The organism is Sodalinema sp. (genome assembly GCF_046483825.1).
In the GTDB taxonomy this organism is placed as follows: domain Bacteria; phylum Cyanobacteriota; class Cyanobacteriia; order Cyanobacteriales; family Geitlerinemataceae; genus Sodalinema.
Window position 1 is genome coordinate 1 of record NZ_JAWOCL010000221.1, and the last position, 21,913, is coordinate 21,913.

21 protein-coding genes are annotated in these 21,913 nt (G+C 53.5%); 12 read left to right on the forward strand and 9 right to left on the reverse strand.

All coding sequences use genetic code 11. From position 1 onward, the window contains the following. Positions 1–484: 484 nt before the first annotated feature. Complete coding sequence (locus R6U67_RS14400; protein ID WP_410253189.1) at positions 485–2,002, reverse strand: DEAD/DEAH box helicase family protein; 1,518 nt, start codon at positions 2,000–2,002, stop codon at positions 485–487. 89 nt (positions 2,003–2,091) lie between these two features. Here R6U67_RS14400 and R6U67_RS14405 point away from each other — a divergent pair, with 89 nt between their 5' ends. The 4 genes from R6U67_RS14405 (at position 2,092) to R6U67_RS14420 (ending at position 7,528) form a co-directional block, all read left to right on the forward strand. Further along, positions 2,092–3,624 (forward strand): CPBP family intramembrane glutamic endopeptidase, encoded by a 1,533-nt coding sequence (locus tag R6U67_RS14405; protein WP_410253190.1) that lies wholly within the window; start codon positions 2,092–2,094, stop codon positions 3,622–3,624. 247 nt (positions 3,625–3,871) lie between these two features. Continuing rightward, entirely contained in the window at positions 3,872–5,326 is a 1,455-nt protein-coding gene (gene atpD / locus R6U67_RS14410; protein ID WP_410253191.1) for a F0F1 ATP synthase subunit beta, read from the forward strand. Between the two features lie 79 nt (positions 5,327–5,405). Further along, a complete protein-coding gene (gene atpC, locus R6U67_RS14415) occupies positions 5,406–5,813 on the forward strand; it encodes an ATP synthase F1 subunit epsilon (RefSeq protein ID WP_410253192.1) in 408 nt (135 codons plus the stop codon). A gap of 338 nt (positions 5,814–6,151) precedes the next feature. Then, positions 6,152–7,528, forward strand: a complete 1,377-nt coding sequence (locus R6U67_RS14420; RefSeq protein ID WP_410253193.1) for a hypothetical protein — start codon at positions 6,152–6,154, stop codon at positions 7,526–7,528. 165 nt (positions 7,529–7,693) lie between these two features. Here R6U67_RS14420 and R6U67_RS14425 read toward each other — a convergent pair whose 3' ends face one another. After that, positions 7,694–8,446 (reverse strand): DALR anticodon-binding domain-containing protein, encoded by a 753-nt coding sequence (locus R6U67_RS14425; protein WP_410253194.1) that lies wholly within the window; start codon positions 8,444–8,446, stop codon positions 7,694–7,696. 45 nt (positions 8,447–8,491) lie between these two features. Here R6U67_RS14425 and R6U67_RS14430 point away from each other — a divergent pair, with 45 nt between their 5' ends. The 3 genes from R6U67_RS14430 (at position 8,492) to R6U67_RS14440 (ending at position 11,137) form a co-directional block, all read left to right on the forward strand. Further along, positions 8,492–9,931 carry a bifunctional orotidine-5'-phosphate decarboxylase/orotate phosphoribosyltransferase gene (locus R6U67_RS14430; RefSeq protein WP_410253196.1) on the forward strand — a complete coding sequence of 480 codons (1,440 nt, stop codon included), beginning with the start codon at positions 8,492–8,494 and terminating at the stop codon, positions 9,929–9,931. 196 nt (positions 9,932–10,127) lie between these two features. Further along, a complete protein-coding gene (locus tag R6U67_RS14435; protein WP_410253197.1) occupies positions 10,128–10,343 on the forward strand; it encodes a hypothetical protein in 216 nt (71 codons plus the stop codon). Between the two features lie 263 nt (positions 10,344–10,606). Then, on the forward strand, positions 10,607–11,137 hold the full coding sequence (locus R6U67_RS14440; protein WP_410253198.1) for a hypothetical protein: 531 nt from the start codon (positions 10,607–10,609) through the stop codon (positions 11,135–11,137). Between the two features lie 77 nt (positions 11,138–11,214). Here R6U67_RS14440 and R6U67_RS14445 read toward each other — a convergent pair whose 3' ends face one another. Continuing rightward, positions 11,215–11,415 (reverse strand): hypothetical protein, encoded by a 201-nt coding sequence (locus R6U67_RS14445; RefSeq protein WP_410253199.1) that lies wholly within the window; start codon positions 11,413–11,415, stop codon positions 11,215–11,217. A gap of 260 nt (positions 11,416–11,675) precedes the next feature. On the opposite strand from R6U67_RS14445, the gene R6U67_RS14450 reads away from it, so the two are divergent. After that, entirely contained in the window at positions 11,676–12,083 is a 408-nt protein-coding gene (locus R6U67_RS14450; protein WP_410253200.1) for a response regulator, read from the forward strand. Between the two features lie 92 nt (positions 12,084–12,175). After that, on the forward strand, positions 12,176–12,871 hold the full coding sequence (gene plsY, locus R6U67_RS14455; protein ID WP_410253201.1) for a glycerol-3-phosphate 1-O-acyltransferase PlsY: 696 nt from the start codon (positions 12,176–12,178) through the stop codon (positions 12,869–12,871). A gap of 24 nt (positions 12,872–12,895) precedes the next feature. Here plsY and glmS read toward each other — a convergent pair whose 3' ends face one another. The 6 genes from glmS to R6U67_RS14485 all read right to left on the reverse strand — a co-directional run bounded on the left by glmS (position 12,896) and on the right by R6U67_RS14485 (position 19,213). Further along, positions 12,896–14,797, reverse strand: a complete 1,902-nt coding sequence (glmS, locus tag R6U67_RS14460; protein ID WP_410253202.1) for a glutamine--fructose-6-phosphate transaminase (isomerizing) — start codon at positions 14,795–14,797, stop codon at positions 12,896–12,898. Positions 14,798–15,033: 236 nt separating this feature from the next. Continuing rightward, a complete protein-coding gene (gene psaC / locus R6U67_RS14465) occupies positions 15,034–15,279 on the reverse strand; it encodes a photosystem I iron-sulfur center protein PsaC (RefSeq protein ID WP_074162795.1) in 246 nt (81 codons plus the stop codon). A 219-nt stretch (positions 15,280–15,498) separates the two neighbouring features. Beyond that, entirely contained in the window at positions 15,499–16,392 is an 894-nt protein-coding gene (locus tag R6U67_RS14470) for a CoB--CoM heterodisulfide reductase iron-sulfur subunit B family protein (protein ID WP_410253214.1), read from the reverse strand. A 321-nt stretch (positions 16,393–16,713) separates the two neighbouring features. After that, positions 16,714–17,313, reverse strand: coding sequence for a rod shape-determining protein MreD (gene mreD / locus R6U67_RS14475; RefSeq protein ID WP_410253203.1), 600 nt, complete (start codon positions 17,311–17,313; stop codon positions 16,714–16,716). 16 nt (positions 17,314–17,329) lie between these two features. After that, complete coding sequence (gene mreC, locus R6U67_RS14480; protein ID WP_410253204.1) at positions 17,330–18,133, reverse strand: rod shape-determining protein MreC; 804 nt, start codon at positions 18,131–18,133, stop codon at positions 17,330–17,332. A gap of 72 nt (positions 18,134–18,205) precedes the next feature. Next, on the reverse strand, positions 18,206–19,213 hold the full coding sequence (locus R6U67_RS14485; RefSeq protein ID WP_068788157.1) for a rod shape-determining protein: 1,008 nt from the start codon (positions 19,211–19,213) through the stop codon (positions 18,206–18,208). A 276-nt stretch (positions 19,214–19,489) separates the two neighbouring features. Between R6U67_RS14485 and R6U67_RS14490 the strand changes: the two genes are divergently transcribed. From R6U67_RS14490 to bioF, 3 genes are read left to right on the forward strand one after another with little or no spacing between them, the layout of a single operon-like run. After that, positions 19,490–19,855, forward strand: coding sequence for a single-stranded DNA-binding protein (locus tag R6U67_RS14490; RefSeq protein WP_410253205.1), 366 nt, complete (start codon positions 19,490–19,492; stop codon positions 19,853–19,855). A 25-nt stretch (positions 19,856–19,880) separates the two neighbouring features. After that, positions 19,881–20,624 carry a GUN4 domain-containing protein gene (locus R6U67_RS14495; protein WP_410253206.1) on the forward strand — a complete coding sequence of 248 codons (744 nt, stop codon included), beginning with the start codon at positions 19,881–19,883 and terminating at the stop codon, positions 20,622–20,624. Positions 20,625–20,645: 21 nt separating this feature from the next. Continuing rightward, on the forward strand, positions 20,646–21,827 hold the full coding sequence (bioF, locus tag R6U67_RS14500) for an 8-amino-7-oxononanoate synthase (protein WP_410253207.1): 1,182 nt from the start codon (positions 20,646–20,648) through the stop codon (positions 21,825–21,827). Positions 21,828–21,913 lie beyond the last annotated feature (86 nt).

Sequence of the window (21,913 nt, forward strand, 5' to 3'; positions counted from 1 at the left end):
GCGAGAAATGGCTCTAGGTAGTCTTCGATTGCCTCTTTCCAGGGTTGGTCATAGTTGGCTGATGGGGTCTCCAATGGCTTGCCTCCTGTTTAGTATGAGGTTTTTTGTTGTTTAAATAATAACATAAATATGATTATTTTTCCAGTAATTATTGAATATTTTAGGTTGAAATCAACAGGAAAAGTTAATGATAAATTGCAAATATTGTCTGCGGAAAAAAGCCGTTTGCCCCTACAAATTATGAGGTCAAATCAACGACTGAGCGGTTAATACGGATGATACGGAATCCACGTTTGAAAACCCCGCTTTGTATGGATTACTCCTCGTGTCATGGCTGAAGCCGTGACAGGTCCTCTGGGCGGCTCTGCCGCCTGTCCTCGGGAGGTAGAGCCTCCCAAAAGGCATGACTTGGCATCGAGCCAAGTCACGAGGAACAAGGGTTTTTTTCAAATGGGGTTAATCTGCAATAATTCGGGCTAATTATCTATTCCTCCTCATCGCTGTTATAGCTAGAACCCTCCTCAGCCGCGCGAGGTTGAGAGCGACGAGAAGGGCGATCGTAGAAGGGAATCGGATCATCAGGCTTCGAGACGACCGTTAAGGGACGGGGGCGCGGCTTGGCGTTGCGGTCTGGAGACTGCCCTCGGCGACGCTTAGAGGTGCGTTCTTCGCTGGTGTCTTCAGAAATGACCTCGTAGAGAATTGCCTGCTTCCCAGGGTCATTCCCGCGCCGCAAGACTCGCCCCAGTCGTTGGATATATTCCCGGTTGGACCCACTCCCCGATAGGAGAATCGCCACCCGCGCCTCGGGCACATCCACCCCTTCGTTGAGAACATGGGAGGCGACGAGGGTGCGATAGTCCCCCTGGCGGAAACGAGATAGCACCTCGTGACGTTCTTTAACGGGGGTTTGGTGGGTGATGGCGGGAATGAGCAAGTTTTGGGAAATGCGGTACACGGTGGCGTTGTCGTTGGTGAAAATTAGGATCGGTTCGGGGTAATGTTGGGCTAGGAGATCTTCTAAAACTCTCAGTTTTGCGTCGGTTCCTAGGGCGATCGCCTTGGCTTCATGGTGCGCCTTCATGGCCCGTCGTCCTTCGGTAGACCCCGCACTGGCTTTAATGAAGGTTTGCCATCCCTGGAGACTACTGAGACTAATCCGAGAGCGTTCTAAAAACTCATTACGACAGTTGATAAGATGCTGATAGCGATCGCGTTCCTCCGGGGACAGTTGCACTTTAATCTGTTCCACCCGATGGTCCGCCAGAGCGTTTCCGGCTAAATCCTCGGGGCTGCGGCGATAGACTTGGTCCCCAATCAGATGTCTCAAATCCTCATGTTTCCCATCGCTGCGTTCAGGAGTCGCCGTTAACCCGAGGCGATAGGGGGCGATCGCATATTCAGCAATCACCCGAAAAAAGTCACTGGGGAGATGGTGACATTCATCAAAAATCAAAGTTCCGTAAAGATGGCCCAAGCCTTCAGCATGAATTGCCGCACTATTATAGGTGGCCACTAAAATGGCACTGCGATCGCGGGAACCGCCCCCCAACAAGCCAATCTCAGCCTTGGGAAACGCATTCTTGAGATTCGCATACCATTGGTGCATCAAATCCAACGTCGGCACCACAATCAAGGTACTGCGAGGGGTTTCCTGCAAACAGAGTTGGGCCAAATAGGTTTTTCCCGCCGCCGTCGGTAACACCACCACCCCACAGCGGCCCGCCTGTTTCCAGGCCGCCAACGCCTCCTCTTGGTGAGGATAAGGTTTCAGGGATAACCGACAGTCCAACTCCAGGGGAATAAAGCCTCGGGCCTGATCCTCAAACTGCACCCCTTCCGCCCAGAGACTTTCGACGAGCGGGCGATAGTCCATCCCCCGAATGCGAAACTTCTCAACGCGATCGTCCCAGGTGGCGAACTGAATCCAGCCTTTGGCCCGAGGTGGCGGATGCAATAGCAGGGTTCCGCGATCAAAGGTCAATGTCGGAAGTCGGGGCATAACCGCTCAAGCTGAAACAACGGGGAATCATGTAGGCTAGTTGAGGAGATCTATCCTTAGCCTGTTTCCTAACTCTATCGTCCCTTGCTATGTCCCCCAGACAAGTTATCCTCCTGATTCTCTCAGTTTTAACCACCGTGGTGGTGGCCTTAGCCCTCGTCAGTAGTTGGCAACAGCCCCAAATTCAAAGTCGCCTCGATTTAGCCCAAACCAATTTATCCTTACAAGCGGCCGAATGGGAACCTCCGCCGGAATGGGATATGAATGGCTTACCGGGGGGAATCATTGGGGAAGATGTCTATGAGACGGCGATCGCCCAATATCGCGATGCCCTCAACTCGGTTCGACGAACCCTGGCCATGAACCAGGAACAACGGCTGAACTTGCCCGATTCCTCAGTGAACGGTCTTCCTGATGTGACGCAACTTGACGGGGCAATTCAGCAAGCCCAAGACCTGAAATCTACCCTAGAACTGCGTTTGGGGATTTTGTTAGCCCACGGCGATCGCCCCGAACAAGCCTTAACACTGTGGTCAGACAGCCAAGGGGACGACTCAGAACCCACCACCGCCATCCTCATTGATCTCTGGGACGCCTCAACCCCCCCACCCAGCGAAGACACCGCCGCCGCTGTCCTCTCCAACGAATTATCCGGCTGGTTCCGCTATCGCGCCCTTTCCCAACTTTATCAAGTCCAAGACAACAGTCAACAACTGGCAGCCTTACAAACCCAAGAACAAGAAATCGCCCAAAAAACCTTAGTTAAATTAGTGGTTCTTACCCTGATTTCTGGCGTAACATTACTATTAGGAATAGGATTACTTATCTTCCTGATTGGACAATGGTTTATCAAAGGAGAATCAGCCCTACTTGCCCGCAACCAAAGTCAGTCCTGGAGTTTAGATTGGGGTTGGGACACCATCGTTCAAGTCATCGTGGTTGGCTTTTTTATCGTCTTTTTTATCGGTCAAGCCCTAACCGCCGGACTCCTGTTACCTGTCATCTACCGCCTGGCAAACATTGCCACTGATGCCGCCTCCAGTCGTTGGCAAGCCGTATCAATTTTCTTTAGTTATCTCCTCTCGGGTGCGGCTGCCCTCGCGGTTCTTTACCGGTCTCTCAAACCCTATTTTCCCCTCAAAGAAGACTGGTTCCGCTTTCGGTTGTTTCCCGGCTTAGGTTGGGGCATTGGCGGCTACATTGCAGCGGTTCCTTTGGTATTAGGAATTTCGCTCATTAACCAGCAAATTTGGGACGGAAAAGGGGGCAGCAATCCAATTTTAGAAATTGCCCTAGAAGGACAAGACTGGGTGGCCATTACCTGCTTTTTCCTGACCGCTTCGGTCTTGGCCCCTGTCTTTGAAGAGTTAATGTTTCGAGGCTTTTTGCTGCCGTCCCTAACTCGTTACGTCCCCGTCTGGGCCGCGATTGTGCTGAGTTCTCTGATTTTCGCCGTCGCCCACCTCAGCGTCTCGGAGGTTCTCCCTCTAGCCACCCTAGGGATTGTACTGGGGATCACCTACACGCGATCGCGCAACCTTCTAGCGGCCATGCTCATGCACGGCCTCTGGAACAGTGGCACCCTCGTCAGTCTCATCATCCTAGGCGGCGGCGCCACCTAACCCCGATTAGGGGCCGATTGCCCAAGCGGTGCGTTCGGGCAAGTTTGAAGCCAATCGTCCAAGTCCAACCCGAATCGATGCCCGAACACACCCTACCGCCCTATTGCCTGTTGCCTCTTGCCTCTTGCCTCCTTCTCCTGTTCCCTGTGTCCAACAAAGGTGGTAGGCTTGAGGGTGGCATATTTGAACTCGAAGTAATAGCCACCCTTCCAAATTCATAGACGATTTACATTAAATAGAGACAAGCATGGTCAGCACGGCACAAAAAACCAATACGGGCTACATTACCCAGATCATCGGTCCCGTCATCGATGCCAAATTCCCCACGGGTAAGATGCCCAGCATCTATAACGCCCTCAAAGTTACCGCTAAAAACCAGGCTGGAGAAGATATCTCCATCACCTGCGAAGTGCAACAACTCCTCGGTGATAACCAAGTTCGCGCCGTCTCCATGAGTTCCACCGACGGGTTGGTTCGCGGCATGGACGTTGTCGACACCGGTTCCGCCATCAGCGTTCCCGTTGGGAAAGTGACTCTCGGACGCATTTTCAACGTTCTCGGTGAAACCGTTGACGAACAAGGTGAGGTCACCACTGGTGAAACCTCCCCCATCCACCGCAGCGCTCCTAAACTGACGGAACTCGAAACCAAACCCTCCATTCAAGAAACGGGAATTAAAGTGGTTGACCTGCTGGCTCCCTACCGTCGTGGCGGTAAAGTGGGCTTGTTTGGTGGTGCCGGTGTCGGTAAAACCGTCATCATTATGGAACTGATTAACAACATCGCCAAAGCGCACGGCGGTGTGTCGGTGTTCGGCGGTGTGGGTGAACGCACCCGTGAAGGGAATGACCTCTACAACGAGATGCTCGATTCTGGGGTGATTGACAAAGACAACTTTGAAAACTCCAAGGTTGCCCTCGTCTACGGTCAAATGAATGAACCCCCCGGTGCGCGGATGCGGGTGGGCCTGTCGGCGTTGACCATGGCGGAATACTTCCGTGATGTCTCCAAATTAGACGTGCTGCTGTTTATTGACAACATCTTCCGCTTCGTGCAAGCGGGGTCTGAGGTGTCGGCACTACTTGGACGGATGCCCTCTGCTGTGGGATATCAGCCCACTCTGGGAACGGAAATGGGTGAACTGCAAGAACGCATTACCTCGACGACAGAAGGGTCGATTACTTCGATTCAAGCGGTCTACGTCCCTGCCGATGACTTGACTGACCCCGCTCCCGCGACCACCTTTGCTCACTTGGACGCCACCACGGTACTTTCTCGTGCGTTAGCCTCCAAAGGGATTTATCCGGCGGTTGACCCCCTCGACTCCACTTCGACGATGTTACAACCCGAGATTGTGGGTCAGGAACATTACGATACGGCTCGCTCGGTTCAATCGACGCTGCAACGCTACAAAGAACTGCAAGACATCATCGCCATTTTGGGTCTCGATGAGTTGTCCGAAGATGACCGTCAGACCGTGGCCCGCGCTCGGAAAATCGAACGTTTCTTGTCTCAACCCTTCTTTGTGGCAGAAATCTTCACCGGTGCGCCTGGTAAATATGTCAAACTCGAAGACACCATTAAAGGGTTCCAAATGATCCTCAACGGTGAACTCGATGACCTGCCTGAGCAAGCGTTCTACTTGGTGGGTGACATCAATGAAGCGAAAGCTAAGGCTGAGAAAATGAAGGCTGAATCCTAGGATTTGCCGGTCTAAGACTGTTTTGGGGTAGTTCTTTGGGGCTACCCCTTGATTCACTGTCAGAGAAGATTAAAGGATTATGAGTTTACAAGTTCGTGTCATTGCACCCGACAAAACGGTCTGGGAAGCTGAGGCCGATGAGGTGATTCTGCCGAGTACTACGGGACAATTAGGTATTTTGGGAGGTCACGCGCCTCTGTTAAGCGCCCTGGATACGGGTGTGATGCGAGTTCGTCCGGGTAAGGAGTGGGTTCCCATTGCGCTGATGGGTGGCTTTGCTGAGGTGGACAATGATTTAGTGACCATCTTAGTTAATGGAGCCGAGCGAGGCGCTGATATCGATTTGGAGAAGGCTCGCACGGCCTATGAGGAAGCGACCGAACGAGTCAGCAAGGCGGCTGATGGCCCCAAACAGGAGCAGATTCAGGCAAAACAAGCTCTAAAACGGGCGCGGGCGCGGTTTCAAGCGGCTGGCGGTTCGGTTTAGGCGACTCGTTGGCTTGCTTAACGGGTGGTTTAACGACCCGGGGGCGATCGCGCGATCGCCCCTTCTTCTATCTAGCCCTATTTATTGTCGCCAAATAAACTAGGACAACCATAAAAGCCTAAATGTCTGCCATAAAAACATATATTATTATTTTTGTGCAAATTCTAATATGTCTATTACACCAATATTGAAGGCAACAGAGTTGACGCTTCAGCCTTGATCGTTGAGAGTAATAGAGATTCCCCTGTTCCCTGTTCCCTATTCCCTATTCCCTATTCCCTGTTCCCTCTTCCCTCTTCCCCCCTCTTGCCTATTGCCTCTTGCCTCTTGCCTTTCTTATGAGACAACCTTTACCGCGTCGTAAGTCCTGGTTTCCCTGGAAAGACATCCTTCTGCAAATGAGTTTGGCGGGGGTATGGGTGGGAGCGTTTGCGACAATTACTGGAGGGGTTTGGCTGGGAGCAAAACTCATCGTTGAGCCGGATTCAGCTCGCTGGCTCTCGGATCATCTCCCCGATTGGACTCAGTTAGCCTTCCAATCCTCAAATACCCCGGAAAGTTTGACCGAGATCCGCGATCGCCTCGAAGACAGCGGCTATACTCCCGCAGAACCCATTGAAATTCCCGGAGCGAGTGTCGAGCCGGATGTGTTGCTTCCGGTGCTGCAAAAGCGCCCTGAACCCTGTGGAAATCAATGTTTTGAGATTGTCGCGCTACAGATCTATCAACGGGTCTCTCCGGCCTGGAATCATAATTCCTCATCGTTGTTTTATCTAACAGCCGAGATTGACGTCACGGGGCCGGCGGAATCCTACGCGATCGCCCCCCTCGTGAACGCCAAATCCCTAAATCCTGGCTCAACCCGTCCATTACCTCTGACTCACCTGCAACCGCTAACGGAGAATGCTCCCGCTGATGGACTTTGGTTTAACCTGATTGGAGAACAGAACACCGGCGAGACTGGCTTAAGTTATGGTCAGGTTTACCACTATAACCCCAGTCGCTATAGTCTCAGTTTGATGCTGGAATGGACTTCTCCCTCGGGACAGTTGCCCCAATGGCAAGAATTCACCGGCGGCGGACGGCCCGAGTTTGTGGTGGATCGGACAGTGGGCTTAGAGCCAGATTTTGCGGTCTATCACTTGCGATCGCGGAGTTTTTTGCCCAACCCAGTCCAGTTAGTACCGCTCTCGTTGAGTGAGCCGGCCCTAGACAGTCGCACCTATCAAAATGCCCTACTGTTGGCTCGCAACGGCCTTTGGTCTGAGGCGGAGTCGATCCTACGCTCCCTCAAACGGGGACAGGGTAGCCAATGGACGCAAAACGCTCAAGCTCAACTCGATACAATTGCCTTTCACGCCGAAATCCTCTCAGCTCAGGCGAACGCCGCTTGGGCCAGCCCCAGTCAAACCTTGCTGACGGCGTTATTAGATGGCCGCTGGGCCGAGTCCAAAACCCTGTTAACGAACCTCAACGATGATGAACGTTCTGAGGTGATGTCGATGCTTTCATCCAATACCCAGCGGCTTTGGCGACGTATTGATGCAACAGTCCGCATCAACCCCACGAATGAAGAGGCGATGTTCTGGGGTGTGGTGATACGATGGCTCGATGACGGATCGCTCGAGGCGATGGAATGGCTGGCAGAACAGGAAAACGTTTCCCCAGAGATGCTTGAAGAGACAGAGCAATGGCTCGAACAGTTCGGGGAATAAACGACAAGCCGGTGGACTTGATAGAAATTCTGAGATCAGAAAGAGCACCGACGACTGGCCGTGTTTCGTCTCGGTGCTCTTACTGGTTCGCTCCTCACACATTGGTAACTATAACCGACGATTTCAAATTTGTCATCCCTTTTTTACGAAAATTTCAAGACTCTGTCACATTTGGGCGATCGCCTCGACGCCTAATCCCACTTCAAGTAACCAATACAGCAATGTCCCCGTCACCGACAGCAGCCCCAAACGAAGCAGAGAATGGTCAGCGGGGGGACAATCTCGATAAAATGCCTCAAACGCGCCGCTAAGCCCCATCAGTAACTTAAGACTATCGGGGTTTGGGGTTAAGGCGATCGCATCAGCAACCGTGACACAATGAGCAATCAGACGGGCCTCAGCCGGATGGGTGAGACTCAACCGTCCCGATTCCTCTAACCAGGGCAAAGGGCGGGGTTCAACGATACCGGCTTGATCTAAGTGAATCCAGCCTTCTCGTTCCCCAAGCCGTAACAGGGATTGACAGCGGGCGTGAGCATATTGCACCGCAAAGGGGATCTCAACCGGTTCTGTGGTCCCGGGGCGATCGCCGCGAGAGGTTCCTTGGCGAACCGTCCCATCGGCCCAAACTTGGAGCCAGTCCGCCAGAAGCCGATCGCGAATGGAGATATCCAGTAACCCCGGCGGCGTAACCGACACCGTATAATCTGAGGCATTCAAAGAGCCGGCTAAGTCTTCGGCGATCGCCAATCCCTGACGGGGATCGAGTTTGAGGGCGATCGCACAGCGATACCCCACCGGAAGTCCGCCATGAGTTCCCTTGAGGGGAATCGTTGCCGGACAATCCCTCGGGGCAATGGCCGCCTCTAACTGTTGCCGCAGGCGATCGCCCAAACTAATCACGTTTGTGGTTAACATCTGTCCCTGTCCTTTCCCGCCAACGCCAACCGACTCTGACCCACTATGACTGGATTTTTCGACAAACTCAACAGTGCTATTGCCCAAAACAACAGCCTCCTCGTGGTTGGCATCGATCCCAACCCGGAGATGATGCCCGGAGGCGATCGCTCCCGTCAACCCGACTCCATCGAGGCCCTCTCTGACTGGTTACGAACCATTATCCAACAGACAGCAGACCAAGTCTGTGCCTATAAACCAAGTTTAGGCTTTTATCAGGCCCTCGGCGCTCCCGGATTCGAGCTATTGATGGAGGTCCGACAAGAGATTCCCCCTCATCTTCCCATTATCCTCGATGCCAAACATAGCGATCTCAATACTGCCAGCCGCTTAGCCAAAACCATCTTCCAAGACTGGGGCGTTGATGCCGTTACCCTCTCGCCTCTGGCGGGCCAGGATGCGATCGCCCCGTTTCTCCTCTACGGCGACAAAGCCAGTTTCGTCGTCTGTCGCACCTCCAATCCCGCCGCCCGAGTCATTCAAGAGTATCCCCCTGGCCAAATGCCCTTTTACCAACATCTCGTCCAGGAAGCGCGAACCTGGGCGCCCCCAGAACAGCTTGGCTTTGAAGTGGGAACCTCTCGCCCCGACGCTCTGGCCCAAGTGCGCGCGATCGCCCCAGAACGGCTGCTGTTCGCCCGTAGCATTTGGGGAGACGCTCAGCACCTAGAGCAGTTCCTACGGGCGGGTTTAGATACCACTGGCAACGGTTTATTATTGCCGGTTCCTCAAGACTGGCTGCGAGAGGCCAATCTCGGGGAGCGACTGCAACAGTTGAACCGCAGCATCAGCCCTGTTCGTGAAGATATCAACCAAACCGCCGCCAGTTGCCAACTTTGGACAGCGCCCCCCTCTAGCCCCCCCCATCCCCACCGGGACTTGATCCTGCAACTGTTTGACCTCCAGTGCATCCTCTTTGGGGATTATGTCCAAGCCTCAGGGGCTGAGTTCGCCTACTACATCGATTTACGCAAAATTATTTCCAATCCCCAAGTCTTTCATCAGGTCTTGAATGCCTACGCCCAAATCCTCGATAACCTCGTTTTTGACCGGATTGCTGGGATCCCTTATGGTTCGTTGCCCACAGCAACGGGACTGTCTTTACGATTGCATCACCCGATGATTTTCCCCCGTAAGGAAGTTAAGGCTCACGGAACCCGTCGCTTGATTGAAGGGCAGTTTAATTCCGGTGAAACCGTTGTCGTGGTGGATGATATTTTAATTAGTGGAACCAGTGCCATTGAAGGAGCAGAAAAACTTGAATCGGCGGGCTTAAAGGTGAACGATATTGTCGTATTAATTGACCATGAAAAGGGAGTCAAAACACGACTCAAACAGGAAGGCTATCAGGCTCATTCTGTGTTAACTGTCTCTGAAATTGCCCAGACTCTCTATGATGCTGGACGAATTGATGGGTCGCAGCGGGATCTCTTGCTACCTCATTAAGCCTTAATTGAACAGGAAAACTGACCGCGTTTTGCTAGAGGGTTCAAATTCTTGTGATTAATATCACAAGTTAATGTAAGATATATCATCGCCAGAGGTGTTTACGATCGCCATCAAGAGGCGGGATTGGTCACCGCAAAACCCAGAGAGTTCGTCAATACTAGAGATAGTTAAGGACAACCCTCCCCCAATTACCATGTTACCCTCACTGCAACTCCTCCCTGGCGCGATTCCCGCGATGCTCGCCTCAGCGGCGGAACAGGGTCAGCTGACGCTCGCGGACCGCTATGGCCTTCTGGCCGCAACCCTCGATGACAGCCTCGATGATATGGAACGGCGTTCGGTCGACCGCTTGTTACGGGCTGTGATCCGAGGCCGCATTCGTGTCGTCGAAGACCTCTGTTTAAGCTAAAGCCTGTTTCTGCACAAGTTTTCTAAGACTCGGCCATCAGCTTCACCAAATCTTTAAGAAAGCGGTTGAACCAGACGATGATTACCACTACGATTCCTGAAGGTCTTGATTGACGGTCACCTCTGACTCTGTTCGAGGGATCTAAAGACCCCCAAACATGAAAAATTGAGTAGATTTACGGTTGACAGAGCCGAGTGTTGTAGCCATTTTTGTCATGATCAGGTAAAACTGAGGTAGATCTATTCCAACCCAGGTATCTTGGGATGTCACAGGACTCTCCTCAAATCGATAACCAACCCACACGGGCTTTATCCGTCAGTCTGCCGCTTTCGTTACTTAAAAGTGGTCAGATTTTGGCGCTGACCGAAGACTCGAAAGGGGGTCTGATTTTACAAAAAGGCTTCTACTGTGACTGGATTCCACCTGGAGCGCTGGTGGGGGGCTGTTATGACATTGACTGTAGCCGCATCCATGTCGCGGGGAAGGTGCGTTTTTATGCGCCCAACAGCCAGGAGGAGCGATCGCAGGCCCTGCAAAAACGCATGGGGAGTATTTCTGATCTTCAAGACATTCTGAATGACCCTTCATCCTTCCGACGGGCCTTCTTGATTTTGCGCCACCTCTCACGATGGCTATCCTATCGAGACATGCGCGGTATTCCCCATGAGCTACTCGCGCAATTGGTGGGAATTAACCCCAGTACCGTTCGGGTCTTCTGGAAACGCTATCTGTTAGCAGCACAAAAACGAGCCGAAGCGAAACAGGCTAAAGCTACCGCTCGTGTTTTAACTTAATTTGTATTTGGGTGTATCTGGGTGTATCTGGGTGTATCTGGGTGTCCTCGAGGTGAATGTTTCGAGTTGAGCGGATCTTACTCTAGCATTTGAATCCAGCCTCGACGAATGGCATGAAGTAAGCGGTCAACCGCAGCAATTTCCTCTTCGGAGGGCAGATGCTCCGTAAACAGTGAACGTAGAAACTGACGGTCTTGGCTGGAAATTTTGCCAGAATTCCAAACCTGAGCCGCCAACTCGCTGAGTGTTGTGGCTGATGGCGTGATTGGAGTCAACATAGATCTGTATAGACGGCTACAGTTAAAATGTGGCTTATTTTTCCTATAAGCTTGGCGATCGCCATCGAGTCTGGCTGTGATATTCATCACACCCAAGCCGTAATTGCGATCGCCCCTCAGAGTCAATTGAGCGCCATCTGACTCACAAGCGAACCAACCTAACCGAGCAACAATTCTCAAGCTTGAGCCATCCGGATTCCCTCTCAACCCTCAAGAATACCTGAGAGAACAGGGGCATATCTCTATATAAGGACAACGCCATGACAACTATTTTGGTCGTAGAAGACGATCCCATCAATTGGATGGTGTTTCAGAAAGTTCTCAAGCGACGAGGAGGACTCGACTCAATCCACAGTGAAAATGTCGAAGAAGTTCTCCAAATCGTCCGTTCCGGACAAGTTGCCGTGGTTTTGATGGATGTTTCGCTCAAAAATAGCCATTACCAAGGAGAGTCCGTCGATGGAATCCGCATCACTCAACTGCTGAAAGCCGATCCCGAAACCGCCAAACTCCCCGTCATTCTCGTCACCGCCAACGCCATGGTGGGCGATCGCGAAGCCTTCCTCAAAGCCAGTGGCGCCGACGGCTACATCGCCAAACCGATTCTCGATCATGTCGGCTTCGTGCAGCAGATCAAGACCGTTATCGCCGACCACGACTCCCCCTAAAATTCCCCCTTCAGGTCCCGTCGCTGATCCCCGTTTCTGATACCATAGATACCAAAGACACTGGCTCAGACATCAAGCGCGGACTGTCACCTATGGCTGTTGAGGTGGGATTCAATACCTTGCTGCTCATTGCAGCATATCTGTTTGGCTCAATCCCCACGGGATATTGGGTCACCTATCATCTTAAAAACATCGATATTCGTCACTATGGCTCCGGCTCAACCGGGGCCACAAATGTGTTGCGCGTCGTCGGTAAAGGCGCGGGGCTATTTGTCTTATGTGCTGATGTCTGCAAGGCGATCGCCGCCATTAGCCTCGTGCGAATCGCCTATTACCTCGGGGATTTGTATCAACTTGTACCACCAGGAATCGACCTCGACATCTGGAAACCCTGGATGATGACCCTGGCCGGACTCGCCGCACTGTTCGGCCATTCCAACTCCCTCTGGCTGATGATGGGTCCTGGACGGGATGCCAAGCTAGCGAATGGGGGCAAAGCCGTTGCCTCAAGTTTAGGGGTCTTGCTGGCCCTCTCCTGGCCCGTTGGCCTAGCGACCTTGGGCATCTTTGTGACCATTATTACCCTCTCGCGCATCGTGTCGCTGAGTTCGATGCTTTCGGCGATCGCCATCTCCGTTTTGATGATCGGCACCGATCAACCCCTTCCCTTTTGTCTGTTTGCGATCGCCGCCACCGCCTACGTCCTCATCCGCCACCGAGCCAACATCGATCGCCTTCTCTCGGGGACCGAACCGCGCCTGGGGCAACAAGTTCAAGCCAGCGATTAAGGGATCGAGGTTAAGATATTTCCTCTACTCTACCGTGACAGACTTCGCCAAATTGCGGGGTTGATCCACATCCAAGCCGCGACGAGCCGCAATGTGATACGCCAACAATTGCAGCGGAATCACCGCCAAAATTGGCGAGAGCAGTTCCTCAACCACCGGAACCGGCAACAGATTATCAAAGGTTTCCTCGGCTTCCTTATCGTCCATGGGAGTCACCCCAATCAGACGCGCATCCCGAGCCTTGGCCTCTTGAGCATTCGATAACACCTTGTCATACACCGATCCCGGCATGGCGATCGCCACCACCGGCACCTTGGCATCCAACAGCGCAATCGGGCCATGTTTCATCTCCCCCGCCGGATAGCCTTCGGCGTGGATATAGCTGATTTCCTTGAGTTTCAACGCACCTTCGAGGGCGATCGGGAAATTAATGCCTCGGCCAAGGAAGATAAAATCTTGCGTTTCCCCAAACTCATGAGCCAACTCTTCGATATAGCGTTCCTGACTTTCCAGCACCGACTCAATTTCCCCAGGAAGTTGTCGCAACCCCGTGAGAATCTCCTCAATGCGCGATTCCGAGAGCGTCCCGCGACGGTAGCTTAAATCGATGGCCAGGGCATAAAACGCCATCACCTGAGCCACAAAGGTTTTTGTCGCCGCAACGCCAATTTCAATGCCCGCATGGGTATCAATGATGTTCTCCACCAAATTTCCCAGAGAGGATTCCGGGCGATTGGTAATCCCCAGCAGACGGGGACTGAATTTGGCCTCTAAATTCTGTCGTCGTTCCTGTTCCATGGCCAACGCCGCCAACGTATCCGCCGTTTCCCCCGATTGCGTAACGCCAATCACGAGAGTATTGGCCATCAACGGCGCGGGTGCATAGCGAAACTCCGAGGCATATTGAACCATAGTCGGAATCCCCGCCAACTGTTCGAGGAGATATTTCCCCACCAGGCCCGCGTGCCAACTGGTACCACAGGCGAGAATTTGGATGTGATCCAGGCCCTCGTAGAGACTGGGGTTGAGATTTAAGTTGACGGGTGGGTTGGGTTGGCCGGCTTCCCAGGTGCTATCGGTATAGGCTTCGAGACAGACGCGCACCACCCCCGGCTGCTCGTAGATTTCCTTGAGCATGAAATGCTTGAACCCCTGTTTCTCGACCACGATGGGGTTCCAGGTGAGGGTGCGGGGGCTTCTCTTGAGGCGATCGCCCTCGAAGTTATACAGTTCAACCCCCAGAGGGGTCAGTTTGCCCATTTCCCCATTGTCTAAGGTCAACACCGCCCGAGTATGGGGAATCAGGGCGGGGGTATCCGAGGCGCAGAAAAATTCCCCTTGGCCAAAGCCAATGGAGAGGGGAGCCTGTTGGCGGGCCACGATGAGTTCATCGGGGTAGTCGGCATGAATAACGGCGATGGCAAAGGCGCCTTCTAGGCTGTTGACGGCTTGACGGACCGCTTCGAGAAAGATTGACGAGGTCACCGTCGCCGGGGCCGCAGAACTCGGAACGTTAAGGCATTCTGCAATCAGATGGGGGATGACTTCCGTATCGGTGTCGGATTTAAACAGATGGCCTTTGGCTTGTAAGTCCGCCCGCAGTTCCCGGTAATTTTCAATAATGCCATTTTGGACCACGGCAATCCGGCCCGAGACATCCATGTGAGGATGGGCGTTGTATTCTTCGGGTTTCCCGTGGGTGGCCCAACGGGTATGACCAATGCCGATTTGGGCTGGGTTGTCGTTTCCCTGAAGTTTGCTACGCAGGTTGTGGAGTTTGCCTTTGGCCCGCACACAGTGAATGGTTGTGTCGTTCACCGTTGCGATTCCCGCTGAGTCATACCCGCGATATTCAAGTTTTTCGAGGCCGGCCAGTAAAATCTCGCTGGCGGGCTGCATTCCGATATAGCCGACAATTCCACACATTAGTTGTTCACTCCTGACGAACCCGTTGACAAACCACACCTGGCTTATGAACTTAGCAAAACTTGAGGCCTTTTGACAGGTTGAGGGCTGCTCTGTCCGGATCGTCTAGGTAAGACCTGGGATCTGACCTGGGATCTGACCTGGGATCTGACCCTGGGGGTATGGCAGCAAAAAAGGGGGTGCGATCGCACCCCCTTGGAGACGAACGGGACAACAGATGGTCCCAAGTCCGTGAATTAGTAAGCCAGACCCATGCTGCGGGTGGTTTCCGCACCAAGATAGACTCGGACGCTCAAGAAGTCGGTCGGGCAAGCCGTTTCGCAACGTTTGCAGCCGATGCAGTCTTCTGTACGGGGAGAGGTGGCAATTTGGCCAGCTTTACAGCCATCCCAAGGCACCATTTCCAACACGTCTAAGGGACAAGCACGGACGCATTGAGTGCATCCGATGCAGGTGTCATAGATTTTTACCGAATGAGACATTGAAGATTACTCCAAACGAATGCTCTGCGACTGGTTTTTGATTATTGTCGGATTGGCAAAATTGAAAATTCTGTCAATCAGCGACCTTTGGATTATGGGCTAGTCTATCGTGTCACTTGGACTACGATGACAAAATGCAGCAAAACTTTAACAAAGTTGACATTTCGGAAGTCCAGGCCAAAAGGGTTACAGCCCTTGACTCATCAGCTCTTGCGGGAATTAAAGCCCCAATTTTGCTAAAACTGGGCTTGTGGACACCATGTGGCGATCGAGGCCTAAGACCTTGGGATCAAGACCCAGGGCCAGAGCCACCAGTTGGGGTAAATGCAAGACCGGTAAGCCAAGTTTCCGGCCCATGACGGTTTCGACATCCGGTTGCCGGGAGTCAAGATTCAGATGACAGAGGGGGCAAGGCGTTACCATACAATCTGCCCCCGCGTCAAGTGCTGCTTGCAGATGAGTTCCGGCCATCTGAAAGGACTGTTCCGTGGCGTAACTCGACAGGGGCCAGCCACAGCATTGGGTCCGTCCACCATACTCAATCGGGGTCGCGCCCACGGTGCGAAAGACGTTTTCCATCGACTGAGGGTTATGAGGGTCATCATAGGGCAGATGACTTTGGGCGCGGAGGATATAGCAGCCGTAGAAGGCTGCACATTTGAGACCACTGAGTTTGCGCGTGACCCGCTTTTGCAGTTCCTCTAGGCCATAGTCCCCCACCAAGGCCCACAGTAGATGTTTGACCTCGGTTGCGCCCCGGTAGGGGGAACAGTGGTCGTTACTGAGGAGATCATTGATTTGCTCGACATACTCGGGGCGATCGCTCTGAGCCGCTTTAAGCCGTTCATCCACCCGCCCGATGACTCCCTGACAGGTGCTGCAATGAGTCAGCAGCGGTAAGTTCAGTTCTTCGGCCAGAGCAATGTTGCGAGCATTCACCGTATCTTCGAGGAGAGCCGATTCTTCCTTGAAGGTTCCCGAACCGCAACAGGCCGCCCGTTTCAGTTCAATCAGTTCAATGTCGAGAGCTTGCGTTAACGCCGCCGTCGAATCATACAATTCACGACAGGCCCCCTGGGCTACACAGCCAGGGAAATAAGCATATTTGAGCATGACAGTTGCCGGGTAAGCGTTCTCCTCCCCCATTGTCCCTAATTTCTGGCCCAAGCACACCGTCGGCGATCGCATTGATGCCAAGTTATCTAGCCAAAAATAGTCTAAATCGGACAAAAAATGGGGGAAGAGAAGGCAAGAGGCAACAGGCGACAGGTGGAGGATTCTCCCTCAATTCCGAGTGTCTTAAGACAATCTTCGATTGCTATACCAACAAACCACCACAACGGAACCATCACAGGGCGACCGAACCATCACAGGGCAACCACAAAGGTACGCCCCTAGCCGGTTGCCGGTTGCCGGTTGCCGGTTATCTGTTACCTACCTAAAGCGATGTTCCCAGAGCAAATTCAGCGGATAGTAAATCACCGGCGACCATAAACTATTCAACACGGCAGAGCCGAGAGCCACCTGTTGGTAATAGCGCCAAATCTCCTCAAAATTCCAAAAGACCGCCGATGCCGGTAAACGCCAAGCATAGAGACTAAACTGAAGAGCGCGAACCGTCTCGCCTACTACCGTCATCGCGAAGACGAGCAATAAAACGGAGATGATATCATCCTGAACCACCCGTTCCCGCTGTAAACGGGCCGTGAGCATTCCCACAACCCCCAAACTAATGGCATGGGTGGGAACTGCTGCACTCATCCCATCTTGCAGGAGTCCGAGGGTGACGCCGGCCACTGCACCTTCCCACACCGAGCGTTTAATACTCCAGGCCACCACCCAAACCAATAACCAATTGGGGGCAATCCCCAGCAGTTCCATACCCGGAAAACGCGCTGGAAGCAAGAGTAAACAAGGAAGAACTGACAGAACCGTGAGCGTCCAAGACAGCAACCGCTGTCGGATCGCTTGCCAACCCACTGGAGGGGGCTGGGTTAATCCCGTGGCACGAACCGGGCGTAGGTCTGGCTGCATAGGGGCAGGAAAATCGTTAATCGAGTTGAAGGGTCTCTCCGAGGGGATCAATCGGCTCGGCAGACTCACTCGGGAGTGGCACAGAGGGCTTAGGATAGACCATCACCCATTCGAGAGAACTGAGGGGGGCTGAGATTTCGATTTCCGCTTGAGGGGCCGGGCTAGCATTCAAATTGACCGCTACTACAGTTCCGATTGGCAGACCCGAGGTAAATCGTTGACTATAGCGGGATGAGAGAATCGCGTCGCCCTCTTTCACATCGGGGAGTTTCTCGAAAAACTCCACGATCGCCCGGTTCGAGCCTTTGCCCCGCAATAGGCCCATTTCCCGAGAACGACCGACGGTGACCCCGAGGGAACTACTGGCATCACTGATGAGCAAGACTCGGCTGGTTTCATCGGTAATACTCACCACTCGCCCCACAATACCACCGGGGGCCATGACAATATCATCGATCGCCAGACCGCTGTTGCGGCCGCGACCGAGAAGAATTTGTTGCCACCAGCGATCGGCACTGCGGCCAATCACCGGGGCAAAGGTTGGCTCTTGCGAGGTTTGTGGCTCGTAGTCTAACAGTTCCCGTAACTGAAGATTCTCCTGATTGACTTCAAGCAATCGTTGTTGAAGTTCCAGCACTCGGGCGTTGACGAGCTGTTGTTCGCGCCCTGAATCCGCCTCAAAGGGGGCGGATAGGCGCTGATAAACTTCAAACACGATCGCCCCGTCCGTCTGACGAAATACCCAAGCGGAGCCGATGGCTAATGTTGCCAACAGCCCCAGGGTTCGATAGCGTTGCCAGTAACGACGCAAGACGTACAATAACTTTCTCCTGTGCTATCCGTTTTAGGGTGAGTGAGCCTCGATTGAGCCTCGATTGAGCCTCGATTGAGCCTAGAGAGACCGAGACTGACCTCGGAACACCCGTTCGAGCTGTTTGAAGTTCTCCAACACTCGCCCGGTTCCTAAGACCACACAACTGAGGGGATCGGCCGCCACATGGGTGACAATCCCGGTTTCATGGCTGATTAGGGTATCGAGTCCTCGGAGTAAGGCACCGCCACCGGCCAACATGATACCGCGATCAATAATGTCAGCCGCCAGTTCAGGAGGAGTGCGCTCGAGGGTGCGCTTAACGGCTTCGATAATCACCGATAGGGGTTCTGACATACTCTCGCGAATTTCAGGTCCCTTGATGGTGACGGTACGAGGCAACCCAGACAACAGGTGCAAGCCTCGGACATCCATGATGATGTCGTCTTCTTGGGTGGGATAGGCGGAGGCCACCTGAATTTTAATTTCTTCGGCGGTCCGTTCCCCAATCACCAAGTTATGGACTTTTTTCATGTATTGGGTGATGGAGTCACTCAGCTCATCGCCAGCAACCCGGACCGATTCACTTAGAACAATGCCCTGTAAACTCAGGACAGCCACCTCGGTGGTTCCACCGCCGATGTCCACAATCATGTTCCCCGTCGGTTCAGCAACGGGAAGTCCGGCCCCGATCGCGGCGGCGATCGGTTCGTCAATTAGACGCACATCTCGCGCCCCGGCTTGGATGGCGGCATCCATCACCGCACGGCGTTCCACGCCGGTGACGCCACTGGGAATCCCAATGACGATACGGGGTCCGACGAGTCCGGTACGGCCACCGTGGACTTGCCGGATAAAATGTTTGAGCATCAACTCGGCGGTGTCGAAATCGGCAATCACACCATCCCGCAAGGGGCGTAGTGCGACGACGTTTCCCGGCGTTCGTCCGAGCATTTGCTTGGCTTCTTCCCCCACGGCTAGGGGAAGTTTATCGTCTTGATCGATGGCAACCACCGATGGTTCTTGTAGGACGATGCCTTTTCCAGAGACATAGACCAGGGTATTTGCAGTCCCGAGGTCGATACCCATGTCTCTAGAGAGTGAGAAGCGACTTAAATTTGCCACGCGCGCCTGTGCCCTCCCAGTTTAGAATACGCTTGTGCTAGCAGAGATAATAAGGAAACTTGTACAATGACCGAGGTGGATTCTATACCATGGTCGCCGGTTCCGTCTAGTGCCTCTAGCTAAATAATGCTACGCCTCATCATACGCGCTTTTGGTTTTTTGTCGGGATGAAATTCCTCGTTCTAGGACATCCGATCAGGGTTAAGATTAGGTTGACGTATCATTCAACATAAATTCTCCATGACACTCAATGTAGTCACTCTGGTGGGTCGAGTCGGGTCTGACCCTGATGTCAAGTATTTTGAGTCAGGGGCGGTGAAGTGTCGTTTGTCCCTGGCGGTGAATCGCCCCACCAACAAAACAGACAAGCCGGATTGGTTCAATTTAGAATTGTGGGATAAGCGAGCCGAGGTGGCGGCCAATTATGTCCGCAAGGGTAGCCTCATCGGGGTCAAGGGATCGTTGAAAATTGATCATTGGCAGGATAGCAAAACTGGAGCTGATCGCTCCTCGCCCATGATTCGGGTCGATCGCCTGGATCTTCTCGGCTCTAAACAGGATCGCGATACCTCAGGCCTCGATAGTTTTGAAGATGATGAGTTTTAAGTATGAGTTTTAAGACTGGGGGCTGATGGTGATGCTTCCCTGTCCGATTTGTGGAACTGATTGTCCCGCCGATTGGCTCACCTGTCCCAGTTGTGGCTGGGATGTCACCCCTGAGTCGCGATTGGCGATCGCCCAACAGCCGAGTCATCTGCATTGGGGGCGATCGCTCTGGCAACAAGTACAGCGAGAACTAGCCCTCAATCAACGTTTTGAGGCGATCGAACAGCGACTGGCTCAGTTAGAACAGTCTCCGTCCAACCCAGACGAGCCGCTCGAGGAATCTCGAACCATCTCTGAGCTGGATCATCCCTATGTTCCCCTAGCTTTCCATCTTGCTCAACAGGATTGGCGCGAAGCTGACGATTGGACATGGCAACGGATTTTAGAGGTTGCTGAGATGGATGAACAGGGTTGGCTCGATGGCGATGAGATTGCGGCCTTTCCTCAGGGGGAGTTACAAACCCTCGATGAGCTATGGTACGCCTATAGTGAGGGACATTTCGGCTGGTCGGCACAAGCGGAGATTTGGTGGGCCAGCGGCGCCGACTACGCTCAATTTTGCGATCGCGTCCACTGGCGTTCTGGCCGAACCTGGCTCTATTACGACGATCTAAGTTTCCATCGTCAAGCACCTAGGGGTCATTTCCCGGTTCTTCCCTGGCGTAAACGAGCTTGTTATGGACTCGGAGGGTTAACCGCCGCCGAAACCCTCAGCCACTGGATGGCCCGTTTCCCAGACCTGAACCCAGACCCGATGATTCACGATTAACGAGTCAACATTAGCCATGTCATGAGTTCCTATTCTTGGATCGAGCGATCGCTGGCCACGATTCACAAGGCCAATTGGTATCGGCAGGTACAACCCCTCGCCGGCCGCAGTGGTGCGCAGGTCAGCCTCCAAGGAACCCCAGTCCTGAATTTTGCCAGCAACGACTATTTAGGCTTAGCCGGCGATGAACGGCTAATTGAGGCAGCGGTGGCGGCGACGCGGGAGTCTGGAAGCGGGAGTACGGGATCGCGGCTGTTGAGTGGCCATCGTCCCCTGCACCGAGACTTAGAAATGGCCATCGCCCGGCTTAAACAAACTGAGGATGCGATCGTCTTTAGTTCTGGGTATTTGGCGAATTTAGGCACGATTTCCGCCCTAGTCGGTCCTCGGGATGGGATTTTTGCCGATGCCTATAATCACTCGAGTTTACGCCAAGGCAGTCGTCTCTCTGGGGCCATGGTGCAGGAGTATCCCCACGGGGATATGGTGGCCCTGCGGCAACAGTTACAACAACAGCGATCGCAGGTTCGTCGCGCCCTGATTGTCACCGATGGGGTGTTTAGTATGGATGGGGATCTCTGTCCCCTGCCGCAACTGCTGGAGTTAGCCGAAGAGTACGAGGCGATGCTGTTAGTCGATGATGCTCATGGAACTGGGGTTCTGGGGAGTCGAGGTGCGGGAACGGTGGATCACTTTGACTGTGGCGATCGCCCCCTGATTCAGATGGGAACCCTCAGTAAAGCCCTCGGCAGTTTAGGGGGGTATGTGGCCGCCTCCGCCTCAGTGATTGACTATCTCCGTAATCGCGCCCCCACCTGGATTTATACCACCGGACTCTCCCCAGCCGATACCGCAGCGGCCAAGGCGGCGATCGCGATCGTTGAGGCGGAACCACAGCGACGGCAACAACTCTGGACCCATCAGACCTATCTAAAGCAGCGGCTTAGTAGCATACTTTCCCAAAAAAGTCAAGCAAAAATCGGGCCACTTTTGCCCTCAAACTCCCCCATCCTCTGCATCCAACTCGCGGACGCCGCCCAAGCCGTGAATCTGGGGGCGAGTTTACGAGAGGCCGGAGTCTTCCTATCCGCCGTGCGTCCTCCCACCGTCCCCACCAGTCGGCTACGCATTACCCTCATGGCGACCCATGAGCGAGAGCATCTCGATCGCCTCTGTGAGAGTTTAGCAAGCTTAGCCGCGTGATCAACTCCCTTGAGGGCGACGGTTTCAGCTAAGCTAGATCATACCGTCAGCGCCGACCCTAACCCGTCTGCCATGGAAACCTACTC